This window comes from Streptomyces sp. NPDC059002, from assembly GCF_042740435.1.
In the GTDB taxonomy this organism is placed as follows: domain Bacteria; phylum Actinomycetota; class Actinomycetes; order Streptomycetales; family Streptomycetaceae; genus Streptomyces.
This window is the reverse complement of sequence record NZ_JBHYJI010000022.1, coordinates 88,097-109,084: the sequence shown is the minus strand read 5'-3', so window position 1 is coordinate 109,084 and position 20,988 is coordinate 88,097. Positions and strand designations below refer to the sequence as shown.

General features: G+C 72.3%; 25 protein-coding genes. 18 read left to right on the top strand and 7 right to left on the bottom strand.

What is annotated here, in order from left to right; translation table 11 throughout:
• Window positions 1-22: 22 nt before the first annotated feature.
• Entirely contained in the window at window positions 23-268 is a 246-nt protein-coding gene (locus ACFWZ2_RS21345; protein ID WP_384547882.1) for a hypothetical protein, read from the top strand.
• A gap of 67 nt (window positions 269-335) precedes the next feature.
• On the opposite strand, the gene ACFWZ2_RS21340 is transcribed toward ACFWZ2_RS21345, so the two are convergent.
• Window positions 336-515, bottom strand: a complete 180-nt coding sequence (locus ACFWZ2_RS21340; RefSeq protein ID WP_384547880.1) for a hypothetical protein — start codon at window positions 513-515, stop codon at window positions 336-338.
• A gap of 344 nt (window positions 516-859) precedes the next feature.
• Between ACFWZ2_RS21340 and ACFWZ2_RS21335 the strand changes: the two genes are divergently transcribed.
• The 4 genes from ACFWZ2_RS21335 to ACFWZ2_RS21320 all read left to right on the top strand — a co-directional run bounded on the left by ACFWZ2_RS21335 (window position 860) and on the right by ACFWZ2_RS21320 (window position 4,812).
• Window positions 860-2,095: an NYN domain-containing protein gene (locus ACFWZ2_RS21335; RefSeq protein ID WP_384547878.1), complete on the top strand. Its 1,236-nt coding sequence runs from the start codon at window positions 860-862 to the stop codon at window positions 2,093-2,095.
• A 117-nt stretch (window positions 2,096-2,212) separates the two neighbouring features.
• Complete coding sequence (locus tag ACFWZ2_RS21330) at window positions 2,213-3,193, top strand: ABC transporter ATP-binding protein (RefSeq protein ID WP_384547917.1); 981 nt, start codon at window positions 2,213-2,215, stop codon at window positions 3,191-3,193.
• Window positions 3,194-3,281: 88 nt separating this feature from the next.
• A complete protein-coding gene (locus ACFWZ2_RS21325; protein WP_384547915.1) occupies window positions 3,282-4,079 on the top strand; it encodes an ABC transporter permease in 798 nt (265 codons plus the stop codon).
• Window positions 4,080-4,113: 34 nt separating this feature from the next.
• Window positions 4,114-4,812, top strand: a complete 699-nt coding sequence (locus ACFWZ2_RS21320; protein WP_384547876.1) for a DUF2567 domain-containing protein — start codon at window positions 4,114-4,116, stop codon at window positions 4,810-4,812.
• Between the two features lie 136 nt (window positions 4,813-4,948).
• Here ACFWZ2_RS21320 and ybaK read toward each other — a convergent pair whose 3' ends face one another.
• The 4 genes from ybaK to ACFWZ2_RS21300 all read right to left on the bottom strand — a co-directional run bounded on the left by ybaK (window position 4,949) and on the right by ACFWZ2_RS21300 (window position 9,090).
• Window positions 4,949-5,464: a Cys-tRNA(Pro) deacylase gene (gene ybaK / locus ACFWZ2_RS21315; RefSeq protein ID WP_384547875.1), complete on the bottom strand. Its 516-nt coding sequence runs from the start codon at window positions 5,462-5,464 to the stop codon at window positions 4,949-4,951.
• Window positions 5,465-5,516: 52 nt separating this feature from the next.
• Window positions 5,517-6,263: an LON peptidase substrate-binding domain-containing protein gene (locus ACFWZ2_RS21310; protein WP_384547874.1), complete on the bottom strand. Its 747-nt coding sequence runs from the start codon at window positions 6,261-6,263 to the stop codon at window positions 5,517-5,519.
• Between the two features lie 2 nt (window positions 6,264-6,265).
• Window positions 6,266-7,237: a hypothetical protein gene (locus tag ACFWZ2_RS21305; RefSeq protein WP_384547913.1), complete on the bottom strand. Its 972-nt coding sequence runs from the start codon at window positions 7,235-7,237 to the stop codon at window positions 6,266-6,268.
• 278 nt (window positions 7,238-7,515) lie between these two features.
• Entirely contained in the window at window positions 7,516-9,090 is a 1,575-nt protein-coding gene (locus ACFWZ2_RS21300; protein ID WP_384547872.1) for an oxidoreductase, read from the bottom strand.
• Window positions 9,091-9,253: 163 nt separating this feature from the next.
• On the opposite strand from ACFWZ2_RS21300, the gene hisD reads away from it, so the two are divergent.
• From hisD to ACFWZ2_RS21250, 10 genes are all read left to right on the top strand, one after another.
• Window positions 9,254-10,585 (top strand): histidinol dehydrogenase, encoded by a 1,332-nt coding sequence (gene hisD, locus ACFWZ2_RS21295; RefSeq protein ID WP_384547870.1) that lies wholly within the window; start codon window positions 9,254-9,256, stop codon window positions 10,583-10,585.
• Window positions 10,582-11,688 (top strand): histidinol-phosphate transaminase, encoded by a 1,107-nt coding sequence (locus ACFWZ2_RS21290; RefSeq protein ID WP_384547868.1) that lies wholly within the window; start codon window positions 10,582-10,584, stop codon window positions 11,686-11,688. Before hisD ends, ACFWZ2_RS21290 begins: the two co-directional genes overlap by 4 nt.
• Window positions 11,685-12,281 carry an imidazoleglycerol-phosphate dehydratase HisB gene (gene hisB / locus ACFWZ2_RS21285; RefSeq protein ID WP_384547867.1) on the top strand — a complete coding sequence of 199 codons (597 nt, stop codon included), beginning with the start codon at window positions 11,685-11,687 and terminating at the stop codon, window positions 12,279-12,281. Before ACFWZ2_RS21290 ends, hisB begins: the two co-directional genes overlap by 4 nt.
• A gap of 4 nt (window positions 12,282-12,285) precedes the next feature.
• Entirely contained in the window at window positions 12,286-12,450 is a 165-nt protein-coding gene (locus tag ACFWZ2_RS21280; protein WP_062781233.1) for a hypothetical protein, read from the top strand.
• A gap of 17 nt (window positions 12,451-12,467) precedes the next feature.
• Window positions 12,468-13,109 carry an imidazole glycerol phosphate synthase subunit HisH gene (hisH, locus tag ACFWZ2_RS21275; RefSeq protein ID WP_384547864.1) on the top strand — a complete coding sequence of 214 codons (642 nt, stop codon included), beginning with the start codon at window positions 12,468-12,470 and terminating at the stop codon, window positions 13,107-13,109.
• The gene (gene priA, locus ACFWZ2_RS21270) at window positions 13,106-13,834 is read left to right on the top strand and encodes a bifunctional 1-(5-phosphoribosyl)-5-((5-phosphoribosylamino)methylideneamino)imidazole-4-carboxamide isomerase/phosphoribosylanthranilate isomerase PriA (RefSeq protein ID WP_384547863.1); all 729 of its coding nucleotides are present in this window, start codon (window positions 13,106-13,108) and stop codon (window positions 13,832-13,834) included. Before hisH ends, priA begins: the two co-directional genes overlap by 4 nt.
• The gene (locus ACFWZ2_RS21265; protein ID WP_384547861.1) at window positions 13,831-14,232 is read left to right on the top strand and encodes a RidA family protein; all 402 of its coding nucleotides are present in this window, start codon (window positions 13,831-13,833) and stop codon (window positions 14,230-14,232) included. The genes priA and ACFWZ2_RS21265 overlap by 4 nt, the downstream gene beginning before the upstream one ends.
• The gene (hisF, locus tag ACFWZ2_RS21260; protein ID WP_384547859.1) at window positions 14,229-14,984 is read left to right on the top strand and encodes an imidazole glycerol phosphate synthase subunit HisF; all 756 of its coding nucleotides are present in this window, start codon (window positions 14,229-14,231) and stop codon (window positions 14,982-14,984) included. Before ACFWZ2_RS21265 ends, hisF begins: the two co-directional genes overlap by 4 nt.
• A gap of 138 nt (window positions 14,985-15,122) precedes the next feature.
• A complete protein-coding gene (locus tag ACFWZ2_RS21255; protein WP_384547857.1) occupies window positions 15,123-15,728 on the top strand; it encodes a helix-turn-helix domain-containing protein in 606 nt (201 codons plus the stop codon).
• A gap of 13 nt (window positions 15,729-15,741) precedes the next feature.
• The gene (locus ACFWZ2_RS21250; RefSeq protein WP_384547855.1) at window positions 15,742-16,989 is read left to right on the top strand and encodes an MFS transporter; all 1,248 of its coding nucleotides are present in this window, start codon (window positions 15,742-15,744) and stop codon (window positions 16,987-16,989) included.
• Window positions 16,990-16,999: 10 nt separating this feature from the next.
• On the opposite strand, the gene ACFWZ2_RS21245 is transcribed toward ACFWZ2_RS21250, so the two are convergent.
• Window positions 17,000-17,395, bottom strand: a complete 396-nt coding sequence (locus tag ACFWZ2_RS21245; protein ID WP_384547853.1) for a VOC family protein — start codon at window positions 17,393-17,395, stop codon at window positions 17,000-17,002.
• Window positions 17,396-17,602: 207 nt separating this feature from the next.
• On the bottom strand, window positions 17,603-18,238 hold the full coding sequence (locus ACFWZ2_RS21240) for a TIGR03085 family metal-binding protein (RefSeq protein ID WP_384547852.1): 636 nt from the start codon (window positions 18,236-18,238) through the stop codon (window positions 17,603-17,605).
• Window positions 18,239-18,320: 82 nt separating this feature from the next.
• On the opposite strand from ACFWZ2_RS21240, the gene hisI reads away from it, so the two are divergent.
• The 3 genes from hisI to ACFWZ2_RS21225 are packed head-to-tail and all read left to right on the top strand — an operon-like array spanning window position 18,321 to window position 20,882.
• The gene (gene hisI, locus ACFWZ2_RS21235) at window positions 18,321-18,704 is read left to right on the top strand and encodes a phosphoribosyl-AMP cyclohydrolase (RefSeq protein WP_384547850.1); all 384 of its coding nucleotides are present in this window, start codon (window positions 18,321-18,323) and stop codon (window positions 18,702-18,704) included.
• An 11-nt stretch (window positions 18,705-18,715) separates the two neighbouring features.
• Window positions 18,716-20,227, top strand: a complete 1,512-nt coding sequence (locus ACFWZ2_RS21230; RefSeq protein ID WP_384547848.1) for an anthranilate synthase component I — start codon at window positions 18,716-18,718, stop codon at window positions 20,225-20,227.
• A gap of 7 nt (window positions 20,228-20,234) precedes the next feature.
• The gene (locus ACFWZ2_RS21225) at window positions 20,235-20,882 is read left to right on the top strand and encodes a TIGR02234 family membrane protein (protein ID WP_384547846.1); all 648 of its coding nucleotides are present in this window, start codon (window positions 20,235-20,237) and stop codon (window positions 20,880-20,882) included.
• Window positions 20,883-20,988 lie beyond the last annotated feature (106 nt).

Genomic DNA, 20,988 nt, shown 5'->3' with positions numbered 1-20,988 from the left:
TCGTGTGTGAGGGTTGAGTGCCGTGAATGGTGCAGCTGTCGACAAGGCCGTATTCCTGATGCGCGAGACGCACCAGTCCCCGGAGGCGACGCGCCGGGCGCTCAAGTCCTATTTCCCGCAGATGGAGTTCGCCGACCGGGTGTCACACGTGCGGGTGGCCTACGAGGTCATCCAGGGCGGCCGCAAGGTCACCCGGCCCGGCCTGTCCGAGCTCCAGAAGCCGAGCTCGTTCATGGTCGCCCACGAGCGGCACGGCTTCACCGACTGATCCGCGTACGCCATGGAGGGGTGCACCCGAACCGGGTGCACCCCTCCATGTGTGCCTGGCGCGGGTGTCAGTTGTGGCCGAAGCGGCGCTGGTGCTTACGGGCAACATCCGCAGGGCTGCCCTGGGCCTGCGACTGGATCGCCGACTGGGCGTCCGTCGCGGCCGACTTGGCCTGCTCCTGCGCCTGCTCGGCCTGCGAGGCGCGGTTCTGCTGGCCGCCCTGCTTGCGGTTCTTGTTCTTGGCCATGGTGATCTTCCTCCTGAGGGGGATCTGGGGGCCAGGACGCGACCAGATTCACATATGGCACCAAGGTGCGCATTTCGGAGAATTACCGTGCGTAATAAGGGAGGTCGGAGAGTGAACCTCCGATACGCCACGCCGAAGATCGAGTTCGGGCCGTTAACCTCCGCAGGGTCGGGCAGACTCGAAGGAAACCCGACGCGAACCCGCACCCCCGATTCGTTGTCCTTACGGGGTGTCTTCGTGGGTCTTCGAGGGAACGTCCAGGAACCTCCGGGCACTTTTCGGGAACTTCCAGGAACGAACGTCCAGGAACACCAGGGAACCTTCACGGAAAGAGGGTGGATCGCGTGGACCGCTGCATCGTCCTGGTGGACGCCGGGTATCTGCTGGGTGCCGCTGCGAGTCTCCTCGCGGGCGAACCGTCCAGGTCCCGGATCACCGTCGATCACACCGCCCTGATCCAGGGCCTTCGCGAACGCGCCGAATCCGACACCGAGCGCCCTCTGCTGCGTATCTACTGGTTCGACGGCGCCCCCGACCGGGTGCCGCAGCCCGAGCACCGGCGGCTGCGCGTCATGCCCCGTGTGACGGTCCGGCTCGGCGCCCTGACCCGCAGCGACGGGCGGTGGGCCCAGAAGGGCGTCGACGCCGCGATGCACGCCGAGCTGACCGAGCTGGCGCGCAACCGCGCCTGCTCCGACGTCGTGCTCGTCACCGGCGACGGCGATCTGCTGCCGGGGATGATGGCCGCCAAGGAGCACGGCGTCGCCGTCCACCTGTGGGCCGTGCAGGCCGCCGACGGGGACTACAACCAGTCGGAGGACCTGGTCGCCGAGGCCGACGAACGGCGGGTGCTCGACCGGGCCTGGATCACCAAGGCCGTACGCCCCAAGGAACTCACCGGCATCTGCGCGCCGCCGCCCGCGCCCCGCCCCGAGATCGCCGCGATCCTCTCCGCGCCGCTGCCCGAGTCCGCGCTCGCGGCCGCCGCGCAGCGCGCCGAGGAGGTCGCCCCCGCCCGGCACCCGGAGACCTCGGCCAACGGCGACGGCGGCGAGCACCGCATCCCCGCGGGCAAGGGCGTGCCCACCCCCAAGGACCTCGCCGCCCTGCGCGGCCCCGGCACCCAGCCCGCGCAGCACCCCGCGAGCGCGACGCTGCGCTGGTCGTCCGACAAAGGCTGGGTCGAGCGTCCCGGCGGCGCGCCCGAGGGCCCCGAGGTCGCCGCTCTGCCCACCCTCGCCCAGCTGACGACGGCCGAGCAGCGCTGGGCCGACCGCGAGGAGGACATCACCACCGTCGGCGGCGACCCCTACGAGGTGGGACAGGTGTTCGCCCGCCGCTGGATGGGACGGCTCCCGGAACAGCACAACCTGCAGAAGCTGTCGACGATGTATCCGCGCATCCCGCACCGCATCGACGGCGAGCTGCTGCGCTACGCGGCACGGTTCGGCCTGCTCGCCCACAAGGACGACCAGATCGACGAGCACGACCGGTATGCGATCCGGGCGGGTTTCTGGCGTGAGATCGATGTGCGCACCGCCGCCGAGCACGCGCCCGCGGGGGACCGCGCCGGTGACTGATACGGGGCGTACGGGGCGCCCCGGGCGTCGTCCGTGCCTCCGGACCCCGTAGTCTCGTCCTTCGTGAGTACGCGTCCCGCACCGGCAGTCCGACAAGGACTCCGTCAGGAATTCGGCATCGACGCCGTCTGCGCGGTGCGCGACCTGGTCAAGACCTACCCGGCCGCCCGCGCCAGGCGCGGCAGGCCCGCGACCCCCGAGGTCCGCGCCACCGACGGGATCCGTCTCACGGTCGGGCGCGGCGAGATCTTCGGTCTGCTCGGGCCCAACGGCGCCGGCAAATCCACCCTCGTACGGCAGCTGACCGGCCTGATGCGGCCCGACAGCGGCAGCGTCGAGATCCTCGGCCACGACATCGTGCGCCACCCCGAGCGGGCCGCGCGGATCCTCGCGTATCTGGGCCAGGAGTCCACCGCGCTCGACGAGCTGACCGTGTCGCTCGCCGTCGAGACGACCGGGCGGCTGCGCGGACTCGACGTGCGCCAGGCGCGCAGCGAGCGGGACGCGGTCCTCGACGAGCTGGGGCTCACCCCGCTGGCCTCGCGGCCGCTGAAGAAGCTCTCCGGTGGGCAGCGGCGGCTCGCCTGCTTCGCCACCGCGCTGGTGGGCGAGCGGCCGCTGCTCGTCCTCGACGAGCCGACCACCGGGATGGACCCCGTCGCACGGCGGGCCGTCTGGGCGGCGATCGACTCGCGCCGGGCCGAGCGGGGCACGACGGTGCTCCTCGTCACCCACAACGTCATCGAGGCCGAGACCGTCCTCGACCGGGTCGCCGTACTCGACCAGGGCAAGGTCATCGCCTGCGACAGCCCGGCCGGGCTCAAGGAGCAGGTCGCCGACGAGGTCCGGGTGGAGCTCGTATGGCGGGAGCGGGCGCCGCTGGACGTTCCCGAGGTGGCGGCGCTGCGCTCCTGTGCGGTGGAGTCGGGGCGGCGGTGGTCCTTGCGGCTCGCGCCCGACGAGGCGCGGGCCGCGGTGGCGGCGGTGACCGGCGGGGCGGCGTTCGCCGCGCTGGACGACTTCACGCTGGCCACGCCCAGCCTGGAGGACGTCTATCTCGCGTTGGGCGGGAGCGGGCGGGGGCTGGTCAAGGCGTGAGTCCGACCGTTGTCCCGGCAGCTGGCAGTGCGGGCAGGAACAGAGACAGAGGGGTTGTCCGGTGAGTGCGGTTCCTTTGGAAGCCGCCGTGCGGGCCGACAGCGCCCGTGCGGAGCAGGACGTCGACGGGCCTGCGCCCCTCGGGCCGCCCGCCCGGCTCTTTCCCGCGCTCTGTGCGGTCTACCGCGCCCAGCTCTCCCGCGCGCGGGTCGCGCGGATACCGCTGCTGTTCGTGGCGACCTTCCAGTCCGTCGGGATCATGATCCTGATGCGGGGCGTCGTCGACGGGGGAGGGGAGGCGCGGGCCGTCGTCGCCGGTTCCTCCGTGCTCGTCGTCGCGTTCGTCGCGCTCAATCTGCTCGCGCAGTACTTCGGGCAGCTGCGGGCCGACGGCGGGCTCGACCACTACGCCACGCTGCCCGTGCCGCCCGCCGCCGTGGTGCTCGGTGCCGCGGCCGCGTACGCCTCCTTCACGGTGCCCGGCACGGTCGTCACGGCGGTCGTCGGATGCGGGCTCTTCGGGCTTCCGCTCACGCATCTGTGGGTGCTCGCCGCGGTGATCCCGCTCGCCGGTGCCGCGCTCGCGGGGCTCGGCGCCGCGCTCGGACTGCTCGCGCCGCGGCCCGAACTGGCCACGCTGCTCGGCCAGATGGGCATGTCGGCGGCGCTGCTGCTCGGTGTGCTTCCGGCCGACCGGATGCCGACGGTGCTGCAGTTCGCGCGTGACCTGCTGCCCTCGACGTACGGCGTGGAAGCCTTCGCCCGTACGTTCGGGCCCGATCCGGACTGGTCCCTCGTCCTCCTCGACCTGGCGGTCTGCGCGGGGGTCGGTGTCGCCTCGCTGGCCGTCGCCACCTGGGCGTACCGCCGGGCGGCCGTCCGGTGACGCGCCGCACAGGGAGTACTGGCACGATGTGTGGGTGACCGCACCACTGACACCCTCCCAACCGCCGCACCACGAGCCCTCGAACGACACCTGGCAGGCACCCGCGCAGACGTCGGGAGCCACGGCTCCTTACGGATACGAGGAGGACGGGCCCGGCATGAAGACCGAAGTGCGGGAGGCCGCGGTGATCGCGGTCGCGGTGGCCGTCAGCGGAGTGCTGCTCGGACTGCTGTGGATGTGGCTCGCGCCGCGTGTGCCGCTCATCTCGGACGGCAAGGCGGTGTACCTCAAGGACACCGAGGGCGAGCAGGCGATCGGCGTGGACGGAACGTTCACCCTGCTCGCGCTCGCGTTCGGTGTGGTCTGCGGCGTGGTCGTCTTCCTGCTGCGCAAGCGCGGCGGTCTCCCGCTGGTCGTCGGGCTCGCGCTCGGCAGTCTCGGCGGGGCGCTGCTCGCCTGGCGGGTCGGCATCTGGGTCGGCCCCGAGACGGATGTGGTCGCGCACGCCGTGGCCCTCGGCAAGGGGGTCGTCTTCGACGCGCCGATGGAGATCAAGGCCAAGGGCGTGCTGCTGGCCTGGCCGGTGGCGGCGCTCGCGGTGCACCTCGGCCTGACCGCGCTGTTCGGACCGCGCGACCCGGAGCCGTATCCGGCGCCCTACGGAGAGCAGACGCCCTACGAAGGGCCCCGGAGCGGCGGCCATCCCGAGGGAATGGGTTCTCAGGGCTCCTAGGCGGGGCGTTTGCCGTGATTGGCCTTGCGCTTCTTCGCCCGCCACTTGCGCATGCGCGTCTTTTTCGACATGCCCTGGGTTCTTAGTCCCGCCCCGCGCACGTGTCGAGGGCTCTTTCACGTCGTACGCGCGCGAGCTACGCCCGGCCGATCGGCGCGAGCACCGCGCCCGTGAGCAGGGCCAGATCGTCCGGCGCCAGTTCGACCTCCAGGCCGCGGCGGCCCGCGGAGACGCAGATTGTGGCGTGCGCCGACGCGGAGTCGTCCAGGACCGTACGGAGCTTCTTGCGCTGGCCGAGCGGGGAGATGCCGCCCCTGACGTAGCCCGTGGTGCGTTCGGCGGCCGCCGGGTCGGCCATCACGGCGCGCTTGCCCGCGACCGCGGCGGCCAGCGCCTTCAGGTCGAGGGAGCCCGCGACGGGGACGACGGCCACGGTGAGTTCGCCGTCGACCTCGGCGACCAGCGTCTTGAAGACCCGGTCGGGGGAGACGCCCATGGCCTCGGCGGCCTCGTCCCCGTACGAGGGGTGGGCGGGGTCGTGCTCGTAGGAGTGCACGGTGAAGGCGGTGCCCGCCGCGGTGAGTGCCACCGTCGCGGGTGTGCCGCCCGCGCCCGCCCCCGCCTGCTTCTGCTTCTTCTGCTTCTTCGCCAAGGTGCTCGCGCCTTACGTCGCTCGTCGTCGTGCGCCGGCCGTGGCCCGCACGTCAGTTGAGGCTCGTGGTGCCCCGCGTCAGGTCCGTCGCGGGCAACGACGGCAGATTACGGATGATCGCGGTCTCGGCGCGCAGCATTTTCAGCTCCTCGCGCAGCCGCGACGCGGTGTCCGGGGCCTCCAGGAGCCGCTGCTTGGTGGGGGTGTCGAGGACGGCGGCCGCGGCGACCAGGTACGAGACCACGGACGGATCGTCCGGCAGCTCGGCGCCCGTCGAAAGGGACCGCTCGCGCGCCCCCGCGAGGCGCTTCTGGTAGGAGCGGAAGGCGCGCAGCACGCCCTCGGCGAGGGCGCCCGCCCCCTCGCCCGGCTCCTCGGGGACCTCTTCGACCTCGGCGGTGAGGAAGGCGCCCGAGGCGTCGACCGAAAGGATCCGGACCCGGGTCGTGCCGGTGGCGAGGACCTCGAAGCCGCCGTCGTCGCGCTCTCTGATGGTCGCGGCGTCGGCGACGCAGCCCATGGTGTGGAAGGCCTTGAGCGGGTCGTCGCCGAAGCCCGCGGCGGGGCCGTGCTCGGGCAGCGCCGTCTGGTCGGGGAGTCCTGGCGCGCTCGGCGCCACCTCCAGGCCGTCGCGGATCGCGACGACGGCGAACTGGCGCTGCTCCTCCTCGGGGGTCTTGAGCAGCTCGCGCATCATGGCGCGATATCGCTCCTCGAAGACGTTCAGCGGCAGTACGAGGCCGGGGAACAGCACCGAGTTGAGCGGGAAGAGCGGAAGCCGGGTGGTCACGACCGGCAAGCCTAATGCTCGCCGGGGTGCGCGCGGTCGCGCGGAGTGCGCAGCGGCGTCATCGACGCCACTTCGATGCGTACGCCGTCGCGCAGCTCCAGGAACTGGCCGAGCGGATCGTCGGCCATCCGGTCCCAGGGGAAGGACGTCGCGTAGGGCCCGATCAGGCGCAGCTGCTCCAGGGCGTCGTCCCAGCGCTCCAGGCGGACCAGGACGTAGGTGAGGAGGTTGCGGACCTCGGCGGGCCAGGGATCCCCTGCCGCGTACTCCCTGGACAGGCCGATCGCGAGGTCGGCCGCCGTGTCGAGGCGCTCGCGCGGCACCTTTCCCGAGGGGCTGGTGAGGTAGGCGAAGGCGGCGCGGGCGGGGAGTACCTGTATCAACGAGCCGGGCAGTGCGTCCTGGGCGGCGCGCTCGGCGAAGTCGAAGCACTCGCGGTGCGAGCCGTACCAGGCGGCGGACAGGTACTGCAGGGCCGAGGCATGGCAGCCGTAGTGGTACGAGGAGCGGCGCACCGCCTCCTCCCACAGCTGTTCGAAGACGGTGTGCGGGGCGTGGGTGCCGCGCGCGTGGTCGAGCGCGATCCGCCAGGGCACCGGGTCACGCGGGTCGGCCTCGGCGGCGGCGCTGAGCAGCGGGCTCGCGTCGCGCAGCAGCTCGGCGCGGGCCGGTGACTCCCAGCCGCGCACGACCGCGAGCTCCGCCTTGACGAGGAGCGCGTCCGGGTCGTGCGGGGAGGCGCCGAGCCAGTCGTCGAACCACTCGGGGCGGGAGCGGGCGAAGGCGGCGAGCCGCGTGGTGTAGCGGTCGCGGTTCTCCCACTCGGCGGCCTCGCGGGAGGTGGCGAGGAGCTTGGCGGCGGGGCCGTAGTCGCCGCGGCCCGCGGCGACGAGGGCGGGGGCGAGGCGCTCGTCGGGGACGTCGAGGAGCACCTCGTCGTCCGGCGGGAGCCCGGCGGCGAGCCGCGGGGTGTGCCGCACCATACGGGCGGTACGGATGAAGGCACGCAGCACCGTGCCCTCCTTTGCGCCTCAACCGGCACCGCTCGCGCGGGGTCGCCGGTCACCGTCGTGGTTGCTCAATTGTTCGTTGCGCTGGGATGACGGTCGAGGGGTGGGGAAGGTTGCCTCCGGGTGGATAACGGTTCGGCCGCGCCCCGAAGGGGCGCGGGGAACTGCGCGACCAGCCCCCACACACCCGCAGAGGCAGACCGCCCCCACGCCGGTGGGCGTACCGGCACCGTTCCAGCCGAGCGCAGCGCCTAGCTGCGCCGCAGCAGTCGCGTCGCGCCCGCTGCCACCGTCGTCGCGAGGATCCAGCCGAGCAGGATCAGGACGGCGGCGAACCACTGCCAGCCGCCGCGCAGCTGCCAGTAGCTGTCCTGGCCGAGGTTGATGACGGGCAGCAGCAGGTCGAGGGTGAACAGGGCGGGGTTCCAGTTGGGGTGCTCGCCCGGTTTGATCGCGGGGTGGTCGGCGCGCGAGAAGGCCACCGCGCTGATCGCCCACAGCACGGCCATCCAGACCGCGGCCCGGCCGGGGCGGTAGCCGTACGCGACCGTCCAGTCCTGCGCGTACCCCCACAGCTTCGCCGCGAGGGGCAGGGTCTCGCGGCGTCTGCGCTGCTTGGCGAGGAGGACCTCGCGGGCGTCGGCGTCCTCGCCGCCGTTGCGCAGGACGGTCGCCAGCTTCTCGTACGGCTCGGGGTTGTACTCCGCGGTCGCCGCCGCCACCCAGCTCAGGCGCAGGGAGAGCGGGAAGCTGCCCTGCGGGACGAGGTTCTCGTACGTGAAGCCGCCCATCTGCAGTCCGCCGGGGCCCGGCCAGCTCACCGACCTGTCGATCAGGGTGACGATCCTGGCGCCGGACAGGACGACCTTGCCGCGCTGCGGTGCCTCGCCGAGGAAGCGCAGCTCGGGCGTCTGGACGCGGCGCAGCGACAGCTCCTGGTCGTTCTGGAGCGTGAAGCGGGCCTGCGTCAGGTCGATGGCGTCGCCGAACCTGCCGTCGTCGAGGCGGATCCCGCCCTGGCACTCGAAGCGCTGCACACGGGTGCCGCGCGCCGGGGTCGCGCCGCTGGTCAGGGACGGGTTGCCGAGTCCCGCGGGGGTCAGATAGAGCGAGCGCTCCACGGTCAGCTGGGGGGCGTTCAGGGCGCGGCGGCCGTAGGGGTTGGTGAGCAGGCTGCCGCGCAGGCTCAGCGAGACGCCGATCTTCGCGCCGCGCAGGCTCAGCTGGCCGTGCGACTCCATCATCTCGGCCTGCAGGTCCTGGCCGACGGACAGGCCGTCGCCCAGGATCGAGTTGCCGCGCCGGTCGCGGTAGACGACCGCCTGGTTGAGCAGCAGGTCGGTGCCGATGTGGGCGTCGGTGAGGCGCATGCCGTTGTGGATGCGGCAGCGCGGCAGGTGCAGATCGCCCTCGGTGTGCAGCCGGGCGGCCTCCAGGCGGGGGACCGCGCAGTCGACGAGCCGCAGTGTGGCGAAGCGGGTCTCCGGGAGGAGGACCTCCTTCTCGAAGCGGCAGTGCTTCATCTCGGTGTACGGCACGACCGTGCCGCCCGCGAGGTCGAGCACGTCGGTGATCTGGACGCCCGCCAGCTTCAGCGAGGAGACCCGGCCGGCGAGCGCGGGCGGCCCGTCGAGCAGCAGCCAGCACACGATGCGCGCGCGCACGCTGCGCTCGGAGCCCCAGGGGTGCCCGCCGTGCGGATCGTCCACGGTCGCGTCGCCCGACCTGAGGTCATAGACGGTGCCGTTGCGGAAGGCCTGCCACATGCCCATCTCCGCGGCGGTCAGCCCGTCCGGCGGGTCCCCGATGCCGGTGCCGTCGGCCACTGCTTCCGTCCTCCCCGTGCCACGTCCGCTTGCGCCTCGTACACCTGTTCATGCCCGTTCGGTGACGGCCTGAACGCTAGTGGTGAACGTGCTGTTCCGGGATCCATATCAGCCAGTGATACGGGCGTCCGGTGTCGAAAGAAGGTCTGAGAGAATTGGCCATGTGATCTCTCGAATCGATCTGCGCGGCGATGCCCTTACGGAGTTTCCGTCGGGGGCCGCCCTGCGCGCCCTGCTGCCCCGTGCCGACTTCGACGTCGCGGCCGCCCTGGAGAAGGTGCGGCCCATCTGCGAGGACGTGCATCATCGTGGCGACGCGGCGCTGATCGAGTACGCGGAGAAGTTCGACGGCGTACGCCTCGACCAGGTGCGGGTGCCCGCCGCCGCGCTCACCGACGCGCTGGCCGGTCTCGACCCCGAGGTCCGTGCCGCGCTCGAGGAGTCGATCAGGCGGGCCCGTCTCGTCCACCGCGAGCAGCGCCGCGCCCCGCACACCACACAGGTCGTGCCCGGCGGCACGGTCACCGAGAAGTGGGTACCGGTCGAGCGCGTCGGGCTCTACGCGCCCGGCGGCCGCTCCGTCTACCCCTCCTCCGTGATCATGAACGCGGTTCCGGCGCAGGAGGCGGGCGTCGCGTCGATGGCGCTCGCGTCGCCGCCGCAGAAGGAGTTCGGCGGCCTGCCGCACCCGACGATCCTCGCCGCCTGCGCGCTCCTCGGCATCGACGAGGTGTACGCGGTCGGCGGCGCCCAGGCCGTCGCGATGTTCGCGTACGGCACCGAGACCTGCGCCCCCACCAACATGGTCACGGGCCCCGGCAACATCTGGGTCGCGGCCGCCAAGCGCTACTTCACCGGGCGCATCGGCATCGACACCGAGGCGGGCCCGACCGAGATCGCGGTCCTCGCCGACGACACCGCCGACCCGGCGCACGTCGCGTCCGACCTGATCAGCCAGGCCGAGCACGACCCGCTCGCGGCCGCCGTGCTCGTCACCGACTCCGAGGCCCTCGCGGACGCGGTCGTCGAGGAGCTGGCGCCGCAGGTCGCGGCCACCAAGCACGTCGAGGACCGGATCGCACCGGCGCTCGCTGGCCGCCAGTCCGCGATCGTCCTGGTCGACGGCCTGGAGGAGGGCCTCAGGGTCGTCGACGCGTACGGCGCCGAGCACCTGGAGATCCAGACCGCGGACGCCACCGCCGTCGCCGACCGCGTCAAGAACGCGGGCGCGATCTTCGTGGGCCCCTGGGCGCCGGTCTCCCTCGGCGACTACTGCGCGGGCTCCAACCACGTCCTGCCCACCGGCGGCTGCGCCTGCCACTCCTCGGGGCTCAGCGTCCAGTCCTTCCTGCGCGGCATCCACATCGTCGACTACACGCGCGAGGCCCTCGCCGACGTGGCGCACCACGTGGTGACGCTCGCCGAGGCGGAGGACCTGCCCGCGCACGGCGCCGCGATCAAGGCGAGGTTCGGATGGAAGGTGCCCACGAAGTGACGCGGATCGACGACCTTCCCGTACGCGACGAGCTGCGCGGCAAGTCCCCCTACGGGGCGCCCCAACTCGACGTACCCGTACGCCTGAACACCAACGAGAACCCCTACCCGCTGCCCGAGCCGCTCGTCGAGCGCATCGCCGAGCGGGTGCGCGAGGCCGCCCGCGACCTCAACCGCTACCCCGACCGGGACGCGGTCGAGCTGCGCACCGAGCTCGCGCGCTACCTCACCCGCACCACCGGGCACGAGGTCGCCCTCGCCGGCGTCTGGGCGGCCAACGGCTCGAACGAGGTCATCCAGCAGCTCCTGCAGACCTTCGGCGGCCCGGGGCGCACGGCCATCGGCTTCGAGCCCTCGTACTCGATGCACGGCCTCATCGCGCGCGGCACCGGCACGAACTGGATCTCCGGACCGCGCCGCGACGACTTCACGATCGATGTCGCCGCGGCCACGAAGGCGATCGCCGAGAACCAGCCGGACGTCGTGTTCATCACGACGCCCAACAACCCGACGGGGAACGCCGTTTCGGCCGAGACGGTCCTCTCCCTCTACGAAGCCGCGCAGGCCGCCAAGCCGTCGATGGTCGTGGTCGACGAGGCGTACGTCGAATTCAGCCACGGCGACTCGCTGCTCCCGCTGATCGAGGGGCGGCCGAACCTCGTCATCTCGCGCACCATGTCGAAGGCCTTCGGTGCGGCGGGGCTGCGCCTCGGCTATCTCGCCGCCGATCCCGCGGTCGTCGACGCGGTGCAGCTGGTCCGCCTGCCGTACCACCTGTCGGCCGTCACGCAGGCCACCGCGCTCGCCGCCCTGGAGCACACGGACACCCTCCTCGGGTACGTCGAGCAGCTCAAGGCCGAGCGCGACCGGCTCGTCGCCGAGCTGCGCGGCATGGGCTATGAAGTGACCGACTCCGACGCCAACTTCGTGCAGTTCGGGCGATTCGCCGACTCCCATGAGGTGTGGCAGCGGATCCTCGACCGGGGCGTCCTGGTCCGGGACAACGGCGTGCCGGGATGGCTGCGGGTCTCCGCAGGAACCCCCGCCGAAAACGACGCGTTCCTCGATGCGGTACGCGAACTGAAGAAGGAGCAGAGCGCATGAGCCGCGTAGGACGGGTCGAGAGAACCACCAAGGAGACCTCCGTCGTCGTCGAGATCGATCTCGACGGCACCGGAAAGGTCGACGTGTCGACCGGGGTCGGCTTCTACGACCACATGCTCGACCAGCTCGGCCGCCACGGCCTCTTCGACCTCACGGTCAAGACCGAGGGCGACCTGCACATCGACTCGCACCACACCATCGAGGACACCGCGCTCGCCCTCGGTGCCGCCTTCAAGCAGGCGCTCGGCGACAAGGTCGGCATCTACCGCTTCGGCAACTGCACCGTCCCGCTGGACGAGTCGCTCGCCCAGGTGACGGTCGACCTGAGCGGCCGCCCGTACCTGGTGCACACCGAGCCGGAGAACATGGCGCCCATGATCGGCGCCGAGTACGACACGACGATGACCCGGCACATCCTGGAGTCCTTCGTCGCCCAGGCGCAGATCGCGCTGCACGTCCACGTGCCGTACGGGCGCAACGCCCACCACATCGTGGAGTGCCAGTTCAAGGCCCTGGCCCGCGCCCTGCGGTACGCCTCGGAGCGCGACCCGCGCGCGGCCGGGATCCTCCCCTCCACGAAGGGTGCGCTGTAAAGCCATGACGGGCCTCAACACCATCCTCATCGTCGTCGGCCTCTTCCTGATCGGCGGCGTCATCTCCTTCGTCAAGCAGGGCATGCCGAAGAGCCTCATCACGCTGCTGTCCATCGGCGCCGTGATGTGCCTGGCCGCGGGCATCCTGCGGCTCGACTACTGGAACTGACGGGAGGCGTACGCGAGATGAGCACTCCCAAGAAGGTCGTCGTCTTCGACTACGGCTTCGGCAACGTCCGCTCCGCCGAGCGCGCCCTCGCGCGCGCGGGGGCCGACGTCGAGATAACGCGCGACTTCGACAAGGCCATGAACGCCGACGGCCTGCTCGTGCCCGGCGTCGGCGCCTTCGCCGCCTGCATGCAGGGGCTCAAGGAGGCGCGCGGCGACTGGATCGTCGGGCGGCGCCTGTCCGGCGGCCGTCCGGTGATGGGCATCTGCGTGGGCATGCAGATCCTCTTCGCGCGCGGCATCGAGCACGGCGTTCAGACCGAGGGCCTCGACGAGTGGCCCGGCACGGTCGAGCCGCTGAAGGCCGACATCGTGCCGCACATGGGCTGGAACACGGTCCAGGCATCGGCCGGGTCCCCGCTCTTCAAGGGCCTCGACGACGACGCCCGCTTCTACTTCGTGCACTCCTACGCCGTGCACGACTGGTCCCTCGAAGTCGCCAATCCCGTGATGCGCGCCCCGTACGTGCACTGGTCCACGCACGGCGAGCCCTTCGTGGCGGCCGTCGAGAACGGCGCCCTGAGCGCCACCCAGTTCCACCCCGAGAAGTCCGGCGACGCCGGCGCCCAGCTCCTCACCAACTGGATCGGAACCCTGTGAGCACCCTCGAACTCCTTCCCGCCGTCGACGTCCGCGACGGCCAGGCCGTACGCCTCGTCCACGGCGAGTCCGGATCGGAGACCTCCTACGGCTCCCCGCTGGAGGCCGCCCTCGCCTGGCAGCGGTCGGGCGCCGAGTGGCTGCACCTGGTCGACCTGGACGCCGCGTTCGGCACCGGCGACAACCGCGCGCTGATCGCCGAGGTCGCGGGCGCCATGGACATCAAGGTCGAGCTGTCCGGCGGCATCCGCGACGACGACACGCTCGCCGCCGCCCTCGCCACCGGCTGCACCCGCGTGAACCTCGGCACGGCCGCCCTGGAGACCCCGGACTGGGTCGCCAAGGTCATCGCCGAGCACGGCGACAAGATCGCGGTCGGCCTCGACGTGCGCGGCACGACGCTGCGCGGCCGCGGCTGGACCCGCGACGGCGGCGACCTCTACGAGACCCTGGAGCGCCTCAACTCCGAGGGCTGCGCGCGCTATGTCGTCACCGACATCGCCAAGGACGGCACGCTGCAGGGCCCCAACCTGGAGCTCCTGCGGGGCGTCTGCGCGGCCACGGACCGCCCCGTGGTCGCTTCCGGCGGCGTGAGCAGCCTGGACGACCTGCGCGCCATCGCCGAGCTGGTGCCGCTGGGCGTCGAGGGCTCGATCGTCGGCAAGGCGCTGTACGCGAAGGCGTTCACCCTCGAAGAGGCGCTCGCGGCGGTGGCGTCGGCATGAGCGACGTCGTACGCCGGGTGAACTCGGGCGGCCCGTGGGAGGACGCCATCGGCTACTCCCGCGCCGTCGAACTGCCCAACGGCCTCGTCCTGGTGGCGGGTTGCACGTCCGTGGTGAACGGCACCATAGACGCGGGCACGCCCTACGAGCAGACGCTCAACGCCTTCCAGGTCGCGATCGACGCCCTGAAGAAGCTCGGCCTCGGCCGTGAGCACGTCGTGCGCACCCGCATGTACATCACGCACGCGCGCGACGTCGACGAGGTGGGCCGCGCCCACAAGGAGCTCTTCGACGAGGTCAGGCCCGCCGCGTCCATGCTGATCGTCTCCGGCTTCATCGACCCCAGCCTGGTCGTCGAGGTCGAGGTGGAGGCGTACCGGGGAGCTGACGCGTCATGACCCTCGCCGTACGAGTCATCCCCTGCCTCGACGTGGACAACGGCCGCGTCGTCAAGGGCGTCAACTTCCAGAACCTGCGCGACGCGGGCGACCCCGTCGAGATGGCCAAGGTGTACGACGCCGAGGGCGCCGACGAGCTCACCTTCCTGGACATCACCGCGTCCTCCGGCAACCGCGAGACGACGTACGACGTGGTCCGCCGCACCGCGGAGCAGGTCTTCATCCCGCTCACGGTCGGCGGCGGCGTACGCACCGCGGAGGACGTCGACAAGCTGCTGCGCGCGGGCGCGGACAAGGTCGGGGTCAACACCGCGGCGATCGCGCGCCCCGAGCTGATCCGTGAGATCGCGGAGCGGTTCGGGCGCCAGGTGCTCGTGCTCTCGGTGGACGCGCGGCGCACCGCGTCCGGGTCCTTCGAGGTGACGACGCACGGCGGCCGCAAGTCCGCCGGGATCGACGCCGTCGAATGGGCGCACCGGGCCGCCGAGTTGGGCGCGGGGGAGATCCTGCTCAACTCGATGGACGCGGACGGCACCAAGGACGGCTACGACATCGAGATGATCGAGGCGGTGCGGGGGCACGTCACCGTGCCGGTCATCGCGTCCGGTGGCGCGGGCCGCCTCGAACACTTCCCGCCGGCCGTCGCGGCGGGCGCGGACGCGGTGCTCGCGGCCTCCGTCTTCCACTTCGGGGATCTGCGGATCGGCGAGGTGAAGGAGACGCTGCGCGCGGCGGGGCACCCCGTCCGCTGAGCCCTCCGGGTTGCCGCTCCCTCCGGTGTCTGGCCCCCGGCCGCCTCTGGGCGGCCGGGGCTCTTTTCCGTACAGATGCGAAAGAGAAGTTGCGCAATTTTTATTGTGCAACTTTTCTTTCCTATCTACGGTGGAGGCATGGACGACAAGCGGCAGCCCCCGCCTCCCGAGAACCGCCGGATCACCGACGTCGGCACGCTGAAGGCCTTCGGGCACCCGCTGCGCCTGAAGCTCTACGGCACGCTGCGCGTCGCCGGTGTCGCCACGGCCTCACAGCTGGCGGCGCAGGTCGACGAGGCGGTCTCGCTGGTCAGCTACCACCTGCGCAAGCTCGCCGAGCACGGCCTCATCGAGGAGGCCGAGGCGCAGAGCGGCGACGCGCGCGAGCGGTGGTGGCGCGCCGCGCAGGAGACCCTGAGCTTCCGCCACGAGGACTTCAAGGACTCGCCCGAGGGCGTCGCCGCCCACGCGGCCACCGTCCGCCGCCTGATCGCGCACCACAACGAGCAGTACGAGACCTACCTCGACCAGCAGGCGGCATGGGGCGAGCAGTGGCGCAAGGCGGCCGACCAGTCCGACTTCCTCGCCCGCCTCAACCCCGCCGAACTCACCCGGCTCAACGCCGAGATCCACGCCCTGATCAAGACGTACGAGGAGCGGGGCAAGGCCGCGGAGGCGGCCGGTGACACCGAGGGGCGCGAGAACGTCGCCGTGCACCTGGCCAGTTTCCCTTTCCGGATCTGAGAGGGCGCCCGCCATGACCGTCACCGGCATACCCCCGGCCCCCGTCGCCGAACGCCCCGCCCACCGCGACCCCAACGTCCTGCGCTGGCTGAGCGCCTACACCGCGTCGATGATCGGCGACAACGTCTACTTCGTGGCGCTGTCCTGGGCCGCCGCCCGCAGCGGCGGCGCCGCGCAGACCGGGCTCGTGCTCGCCGTCGGCGCGGTGCCGCGTGCGCTGCTCATGCTCGGCGGGGGAGTCGTCGCCGACCGCTTCGGGCCGCGCCGCGTGGTCATCGGCAGCGACGCGGTGCGCTGCGCGGTGGTCGTCGCGGTCGCCGCGCTGCTCCTGGTGGCCGCCCCCGGGATCTGGGTGCTCGCCGCCGTCGCCCTCGTCTTCGGGGCCGTGGACGCGCTCTTCCTGCCGAGCGTGGGCGCCCTGCCGCCGCGCATCACCGCGCCGGGACAGCTGAGCCGGGTGCAGGGCCTGCGCGGTCTGGCCCAGCGCGTGGCCACGGTGTGCTCGGCGCCGCTCGGCGGGCTCGCGGTCGCCGTGGGCGGTCCCGCGGCGGGGTTCGGCGTGGCCGGGGTGCTGTTCGCGGTGTCCCTGCCGCTGCTCATGACCGTACGGATGAGGGAGCCCGCCGAGGAGCGGGCGGGCCGCGCGGCGGACACGGCGCGGCGCCAACTGGCCGACGGGCTGCGGTATGTGCGCGGGCACCGCGTCCTCGCCCCGCTGGTGGTCACGATCGCGGTGAGCGAGATGGGCTTCGCCGGGCCCGCCAACGTGGGCTTCGTGCTGCTCGCCGACGAGCGCGGCTGGGGCGCGGCCGGGATGGGATGGGTCCTCGCGGGCTTCGGGCTGGGCGCGGGGGCCGCGTCGCTGCTGCTCGCCGTGCGGCGGCGGGTGCCGCGGGCCGGGCTCGTGATGTCGTGCGCGGTGCTGCCCGGGGCGGTGGCGCTCGGCGCGTTCGCGTTCGCCCCCTCGGTGGCGGCCGGTGTGGTGGCCGCGTTCTTCACGGGGCTGTGCCTCGGGCTCGGCGGCGCGCTCGCCGGTGCGCTGATGCAGACCGTCACGGACCCGGCCTACCTCGGCCGCGTCACCTCGGTGGGCAGCCTCTTCACCATGGGCATCCCGCCGCTCAGCTACCCGCTCACGGGTGTCGCGATCGGCGCGTGGGGCGCGGGTCCCGTCTTCCTCGCGGGCGCGGCTCTCACCATGGCGGGCGCGGCGTACGGACTCTGCTCCCGCCCGCTGCGCCGCGCCGAACTCCCCGTCTGAACAGGGAAGTTCAGCCGATCGGCTGGGACAGCATCACCAGATTGCCGACCGTGTCGTCGAGCACCGCGGTGAGCAGCGTGCCCTGCTCCGTCGGCTCCTGCGCGAAGCGCACACCGAGCGCGCCGAGCCGTTCGCGCTCGGCGCGCACGTCGTCGACGGAGAAGACGATGCACGGCAGGTCGGCCGCCCGCAGCGCCGCGCGGTACGGCTCGGCGATCGGCCCCTGACCCGGCTCCAGGAGCAGCTCCAGGTCCGCTTGGGCACCGGCCGCACCCACCGTGACGAACAGGATCCCGTCCCCCATGTCGATGTGCTCACGGGTCTCGAAGCCGAGCACGTCCGTGTAGAAGGCGTGCGCCTTCGCGACGTCGTCCACGTAGACGCTCACCATGGAAACTTTGATCATGGGCAGACCCTAGGGCCTGTCCGGCGGATCATGCCGCGGGTCGCGGGGTCTGGCACGCACTCCCCCAAGCTCTCGGCTGCGCTCGAGCAGGGGAGACCCCACTGCGTTGCCGCCCTCCTCCGCCTTGCAGCTGCACGCACCAGACCCCGCTCACCAGCACCGAAAGGTGGGCGCCACCCGCATGCGGCCTGATCCGCCGGACAGGCCCTAGAGCCCGAGCCGCTTCGTCTCGTGCAGCGTGGCGATCGCGTCCTTGTCGCCCTCCAGAGCGACATCGGCGACCTCCTGGCGGCCGTACACGAACATCAGGAGTTCGGCGGGGTCGCCGGTCACCGTCACCACCGGGGTGCCCCGGTGCGCCACCGCCGTCTGGCCGTCCGGGCGGCGCAGGACCAGGCCGGTCGGTGCCTTGCGGCCGACCAGGCGGGCCGTGCGTTCGAGGCGGGACCACAGGGCGTCGGAGAAGACCGGGTCGAGCTCGCGGGGCGTCCAGTCGGGCCGTGCGCGGCGCACGTCCTCGGTGTGGACGTAGAACTCGACGGCGTTCGACGCCTCGTCGACCTGCTTGAGCGAGAACGGCGAGAACCGCGGCGGCCCGGTCCTGATCAGCTGGATCAGTTCCTCGTACGGCTTCGCGGCGAACTCGGCCTGCACCCGCTCGAGGCGCGCGGCCAGCTGCTTGATCACGAGCCCGCCCGCGGCGTCCGCGCGGCGCTCGCGCACCACCACATGGGCCGCGAGGTCCCGGGTCCTCCAGCCCTCGCACAGGGTAGGGGCCTCAGGGCCCTCCGCCTCCAACAGATCGGCGAGGAGGAGTCGTTCACGCTTGGCATGGGTCGACATGTCATCCAGCCTACGACCGGCCCCGCGGTCCGGACAGTGGACGCCATCGGGGCGAGCCGGGGGAGCGCGGCACAATGGGCCCATGACCAGCGTTCCGCCGCCCAGCAGCCTCGACCCGGAGATCGCCGCGCGCCTCAAGCGCAGCGCCGACGGACTCGTCCCCGCCATCGCCCAGCAGTACGACACCGGTGAGGTGCTGATGCTCGGCTGGATGGACGACGAGGCACTGCACCGCACCCTCACCACAGGACGCTGCACCTACTGGTCGCGCAGCCGCCAGGAGTACTGGGTCAAGGGCGACACCTCCGGGCACTTCCAGTACGTCAAGGAAGTCGCCCTGGACTGCGACGCGGACACCGTCCTCGTCCAGGTCGACCAGGTCGGCCCCGCCTGCCACACGGGCACGCGCACCTGCTTCGACACCGACGTGCTGCCCGTGTCCGGCACCTCGGCGCCCGGTCAGTAGGGTCGGCTCCCATGGACCTCGAGACCTTCCGCAAGCTGGCGGCCGACCGCCGCGTCATCCCCGTCAGCCGCAGGCTCCTCGCGGACGGCGACACCCCCGTCGGCCTCTACCGCAAGCTCGCCGCCGAACGCCCCGGCACCTTCCTCCTGGAGTCCGCGGAGAACGGCCGCGCCGCGTTCTTGTGGTCTCGCTACTCCTTCGTCGGCGTCCGCAGCGCCGCCACCCTCACCGTCCGCGACGGCGAGGCCCACTGGCTCGGCACCCCGCCCGTCGGCGTCCCCACGTCGGGCGACCCGCTCGCCGCGCTGCGCACCACCGTCGACCTGCTGCACACCCCCCGCGACCTGGCGGCCGGCATGCCGCCCTTCACCGGCGGCATGGTCGGCTACCTCGGCTACGACATCGTGCGCCGCCTGGAGAAGATCGGCCCGGGGGAGCGGGACGACCTCCAGCTCCCCGAGCTGACCATGCTGCTCACCAGCGACCTCGCCGTCCTGGACCACTGGGACGGCTCGGTCCTGCTGATCGCCAACGCGATCAACCACAACGACCTCGACACCGGCGTCGACGAGGCGTACGCCGACGCGGTCGCCCGGCTCGACGCCATGGAGGCCGACCTCTCGCGGCCCGTCCCCCAGCCGCCCGCCGCCCTGCCGCCCTCCGAACTCCCGGAGTACACCGCGCTGTGGGGCGGCGCGCAGTACCAGGACGCCGTCGAGGACATCAAGGAGCGCATCCGGGCCGGCGAGGCCTTCCAGGTCGTGCCCTCGCAGCGCTTCGAAACCCCTTGTACGGCAAGCGCGTTGGACGTCTACCGGGTGCTGCGGGCCACCAACCCCTCGCCGTACATGTACCTCTTCCGCTTCGACGGATTCGACGTGGTCGGCTCCAGCCCCGAGGCCCTCGTCAAGGTCGAGGACGGGCGCGCCATGGTGCACCCCATCGCGGGGACCCGGCACCGCGGCGCGACCCCGCAGGAGGACCAGGCGCTCGCCGACGAGCTGCTCGCCGACCCCAAGGAGCGCGCCGAGCACCTCATGCTCGTCGACCTGGGCCGCAACGACCTGGGCCGGGTCTGCGAGCCGGGATCCGTCGAGGTCGTCGACTTCATGTCCATCGAGAAGTACTCGCACGTCATGCACATCGTGTCGACGGTCACCGGACAGGTCGCCGAGGGCCGCACCGCCTTCGACGTGCTCACCGCCTGCTTCCCCGCGGGCACTCTCTCCGGCGCCCCCAAGCCCCGCGCGATGCAGATCATCGACGAACTGGAGCCGTCCCGGCGCGGCCTGTACGGCGGCTGCGTCGGCTATCTCGACTTCGCGGGCGACTCCGACACCGCCATCGCCATCCGCACCGCCCTGCTCCGCGACGGCACGGCATATGTGCAGGCGGGCGCGGGCGTCGTCGCCGACTCCGACCCCGTCGCCGAGGACACCGAGTGCCGCAACAAGGCCGCCGCCGTGCTGCGCGCCATCCACACGGCGAACCGATTGCACGCCCGTTCGGGCCGTGAGGGATAGTGGACAGGTGACTTCCGCAGTACCACCGCCCCGTACCGAGGCTCCGTCCGAGAGCCAAGAGCAGCGCAGCAGCAGGCGCAGCATCGCCGCCGCGCTGCTGCTCGGCGCCGTCGGCGCGGCCCTCGCACTGCTCGCATCCCGCCAGGACTGGGCGCACGGCACCGCTTCGGTGGCGGGCGGCTCCCTGCCGCTGACCGCCAAGGGCAGCGACGTCACGGGCGTGCCCGCGGCCCTCGCGATAGTGGGCCTCGCCGCGCTCGTCGCGGTCTTCGCGGTCCGCCGCACCGGACGCGTCCTGGTCTCCCTGCTGCTCGTGCTCAGCGGCGCCGGCACGGTCGCCGCCGCCCTGCTCGGCGCGGACGACAGCGGGGCCCTCGACGAGAAGGCCGCGACGGCCTCCGGCGACGCCGCCGCCACCATCGGCGGCCTGAGCCACACCGGCTGGCCGTACGCCGCGGCCGCCGCGGGCGTGCTGCTCCTGCTCGCGGGGCTGCTCGCGCTGACGTACGGCCGTGGCTGGCCCGCGATGTCGGGCCGCTACGAACGCGACGGCTCGCCCGCGCCCCGCAAGACCCGCAGGGCACCGGACCCGGAGCGGCCCGAGGAGCTGTGGAAGGCCCTGGACCGCGGCGAGGACCCGACGCGCGAAACGTGACCGGTCCGGCGCGCGCGGAGCGACCGCGCGCCCCCGGCACATGAGTGACCCCGCGCTCACGGCATACGCGCGAGTACGGGACAATGACAGTGAGCGTCCGAGCGCG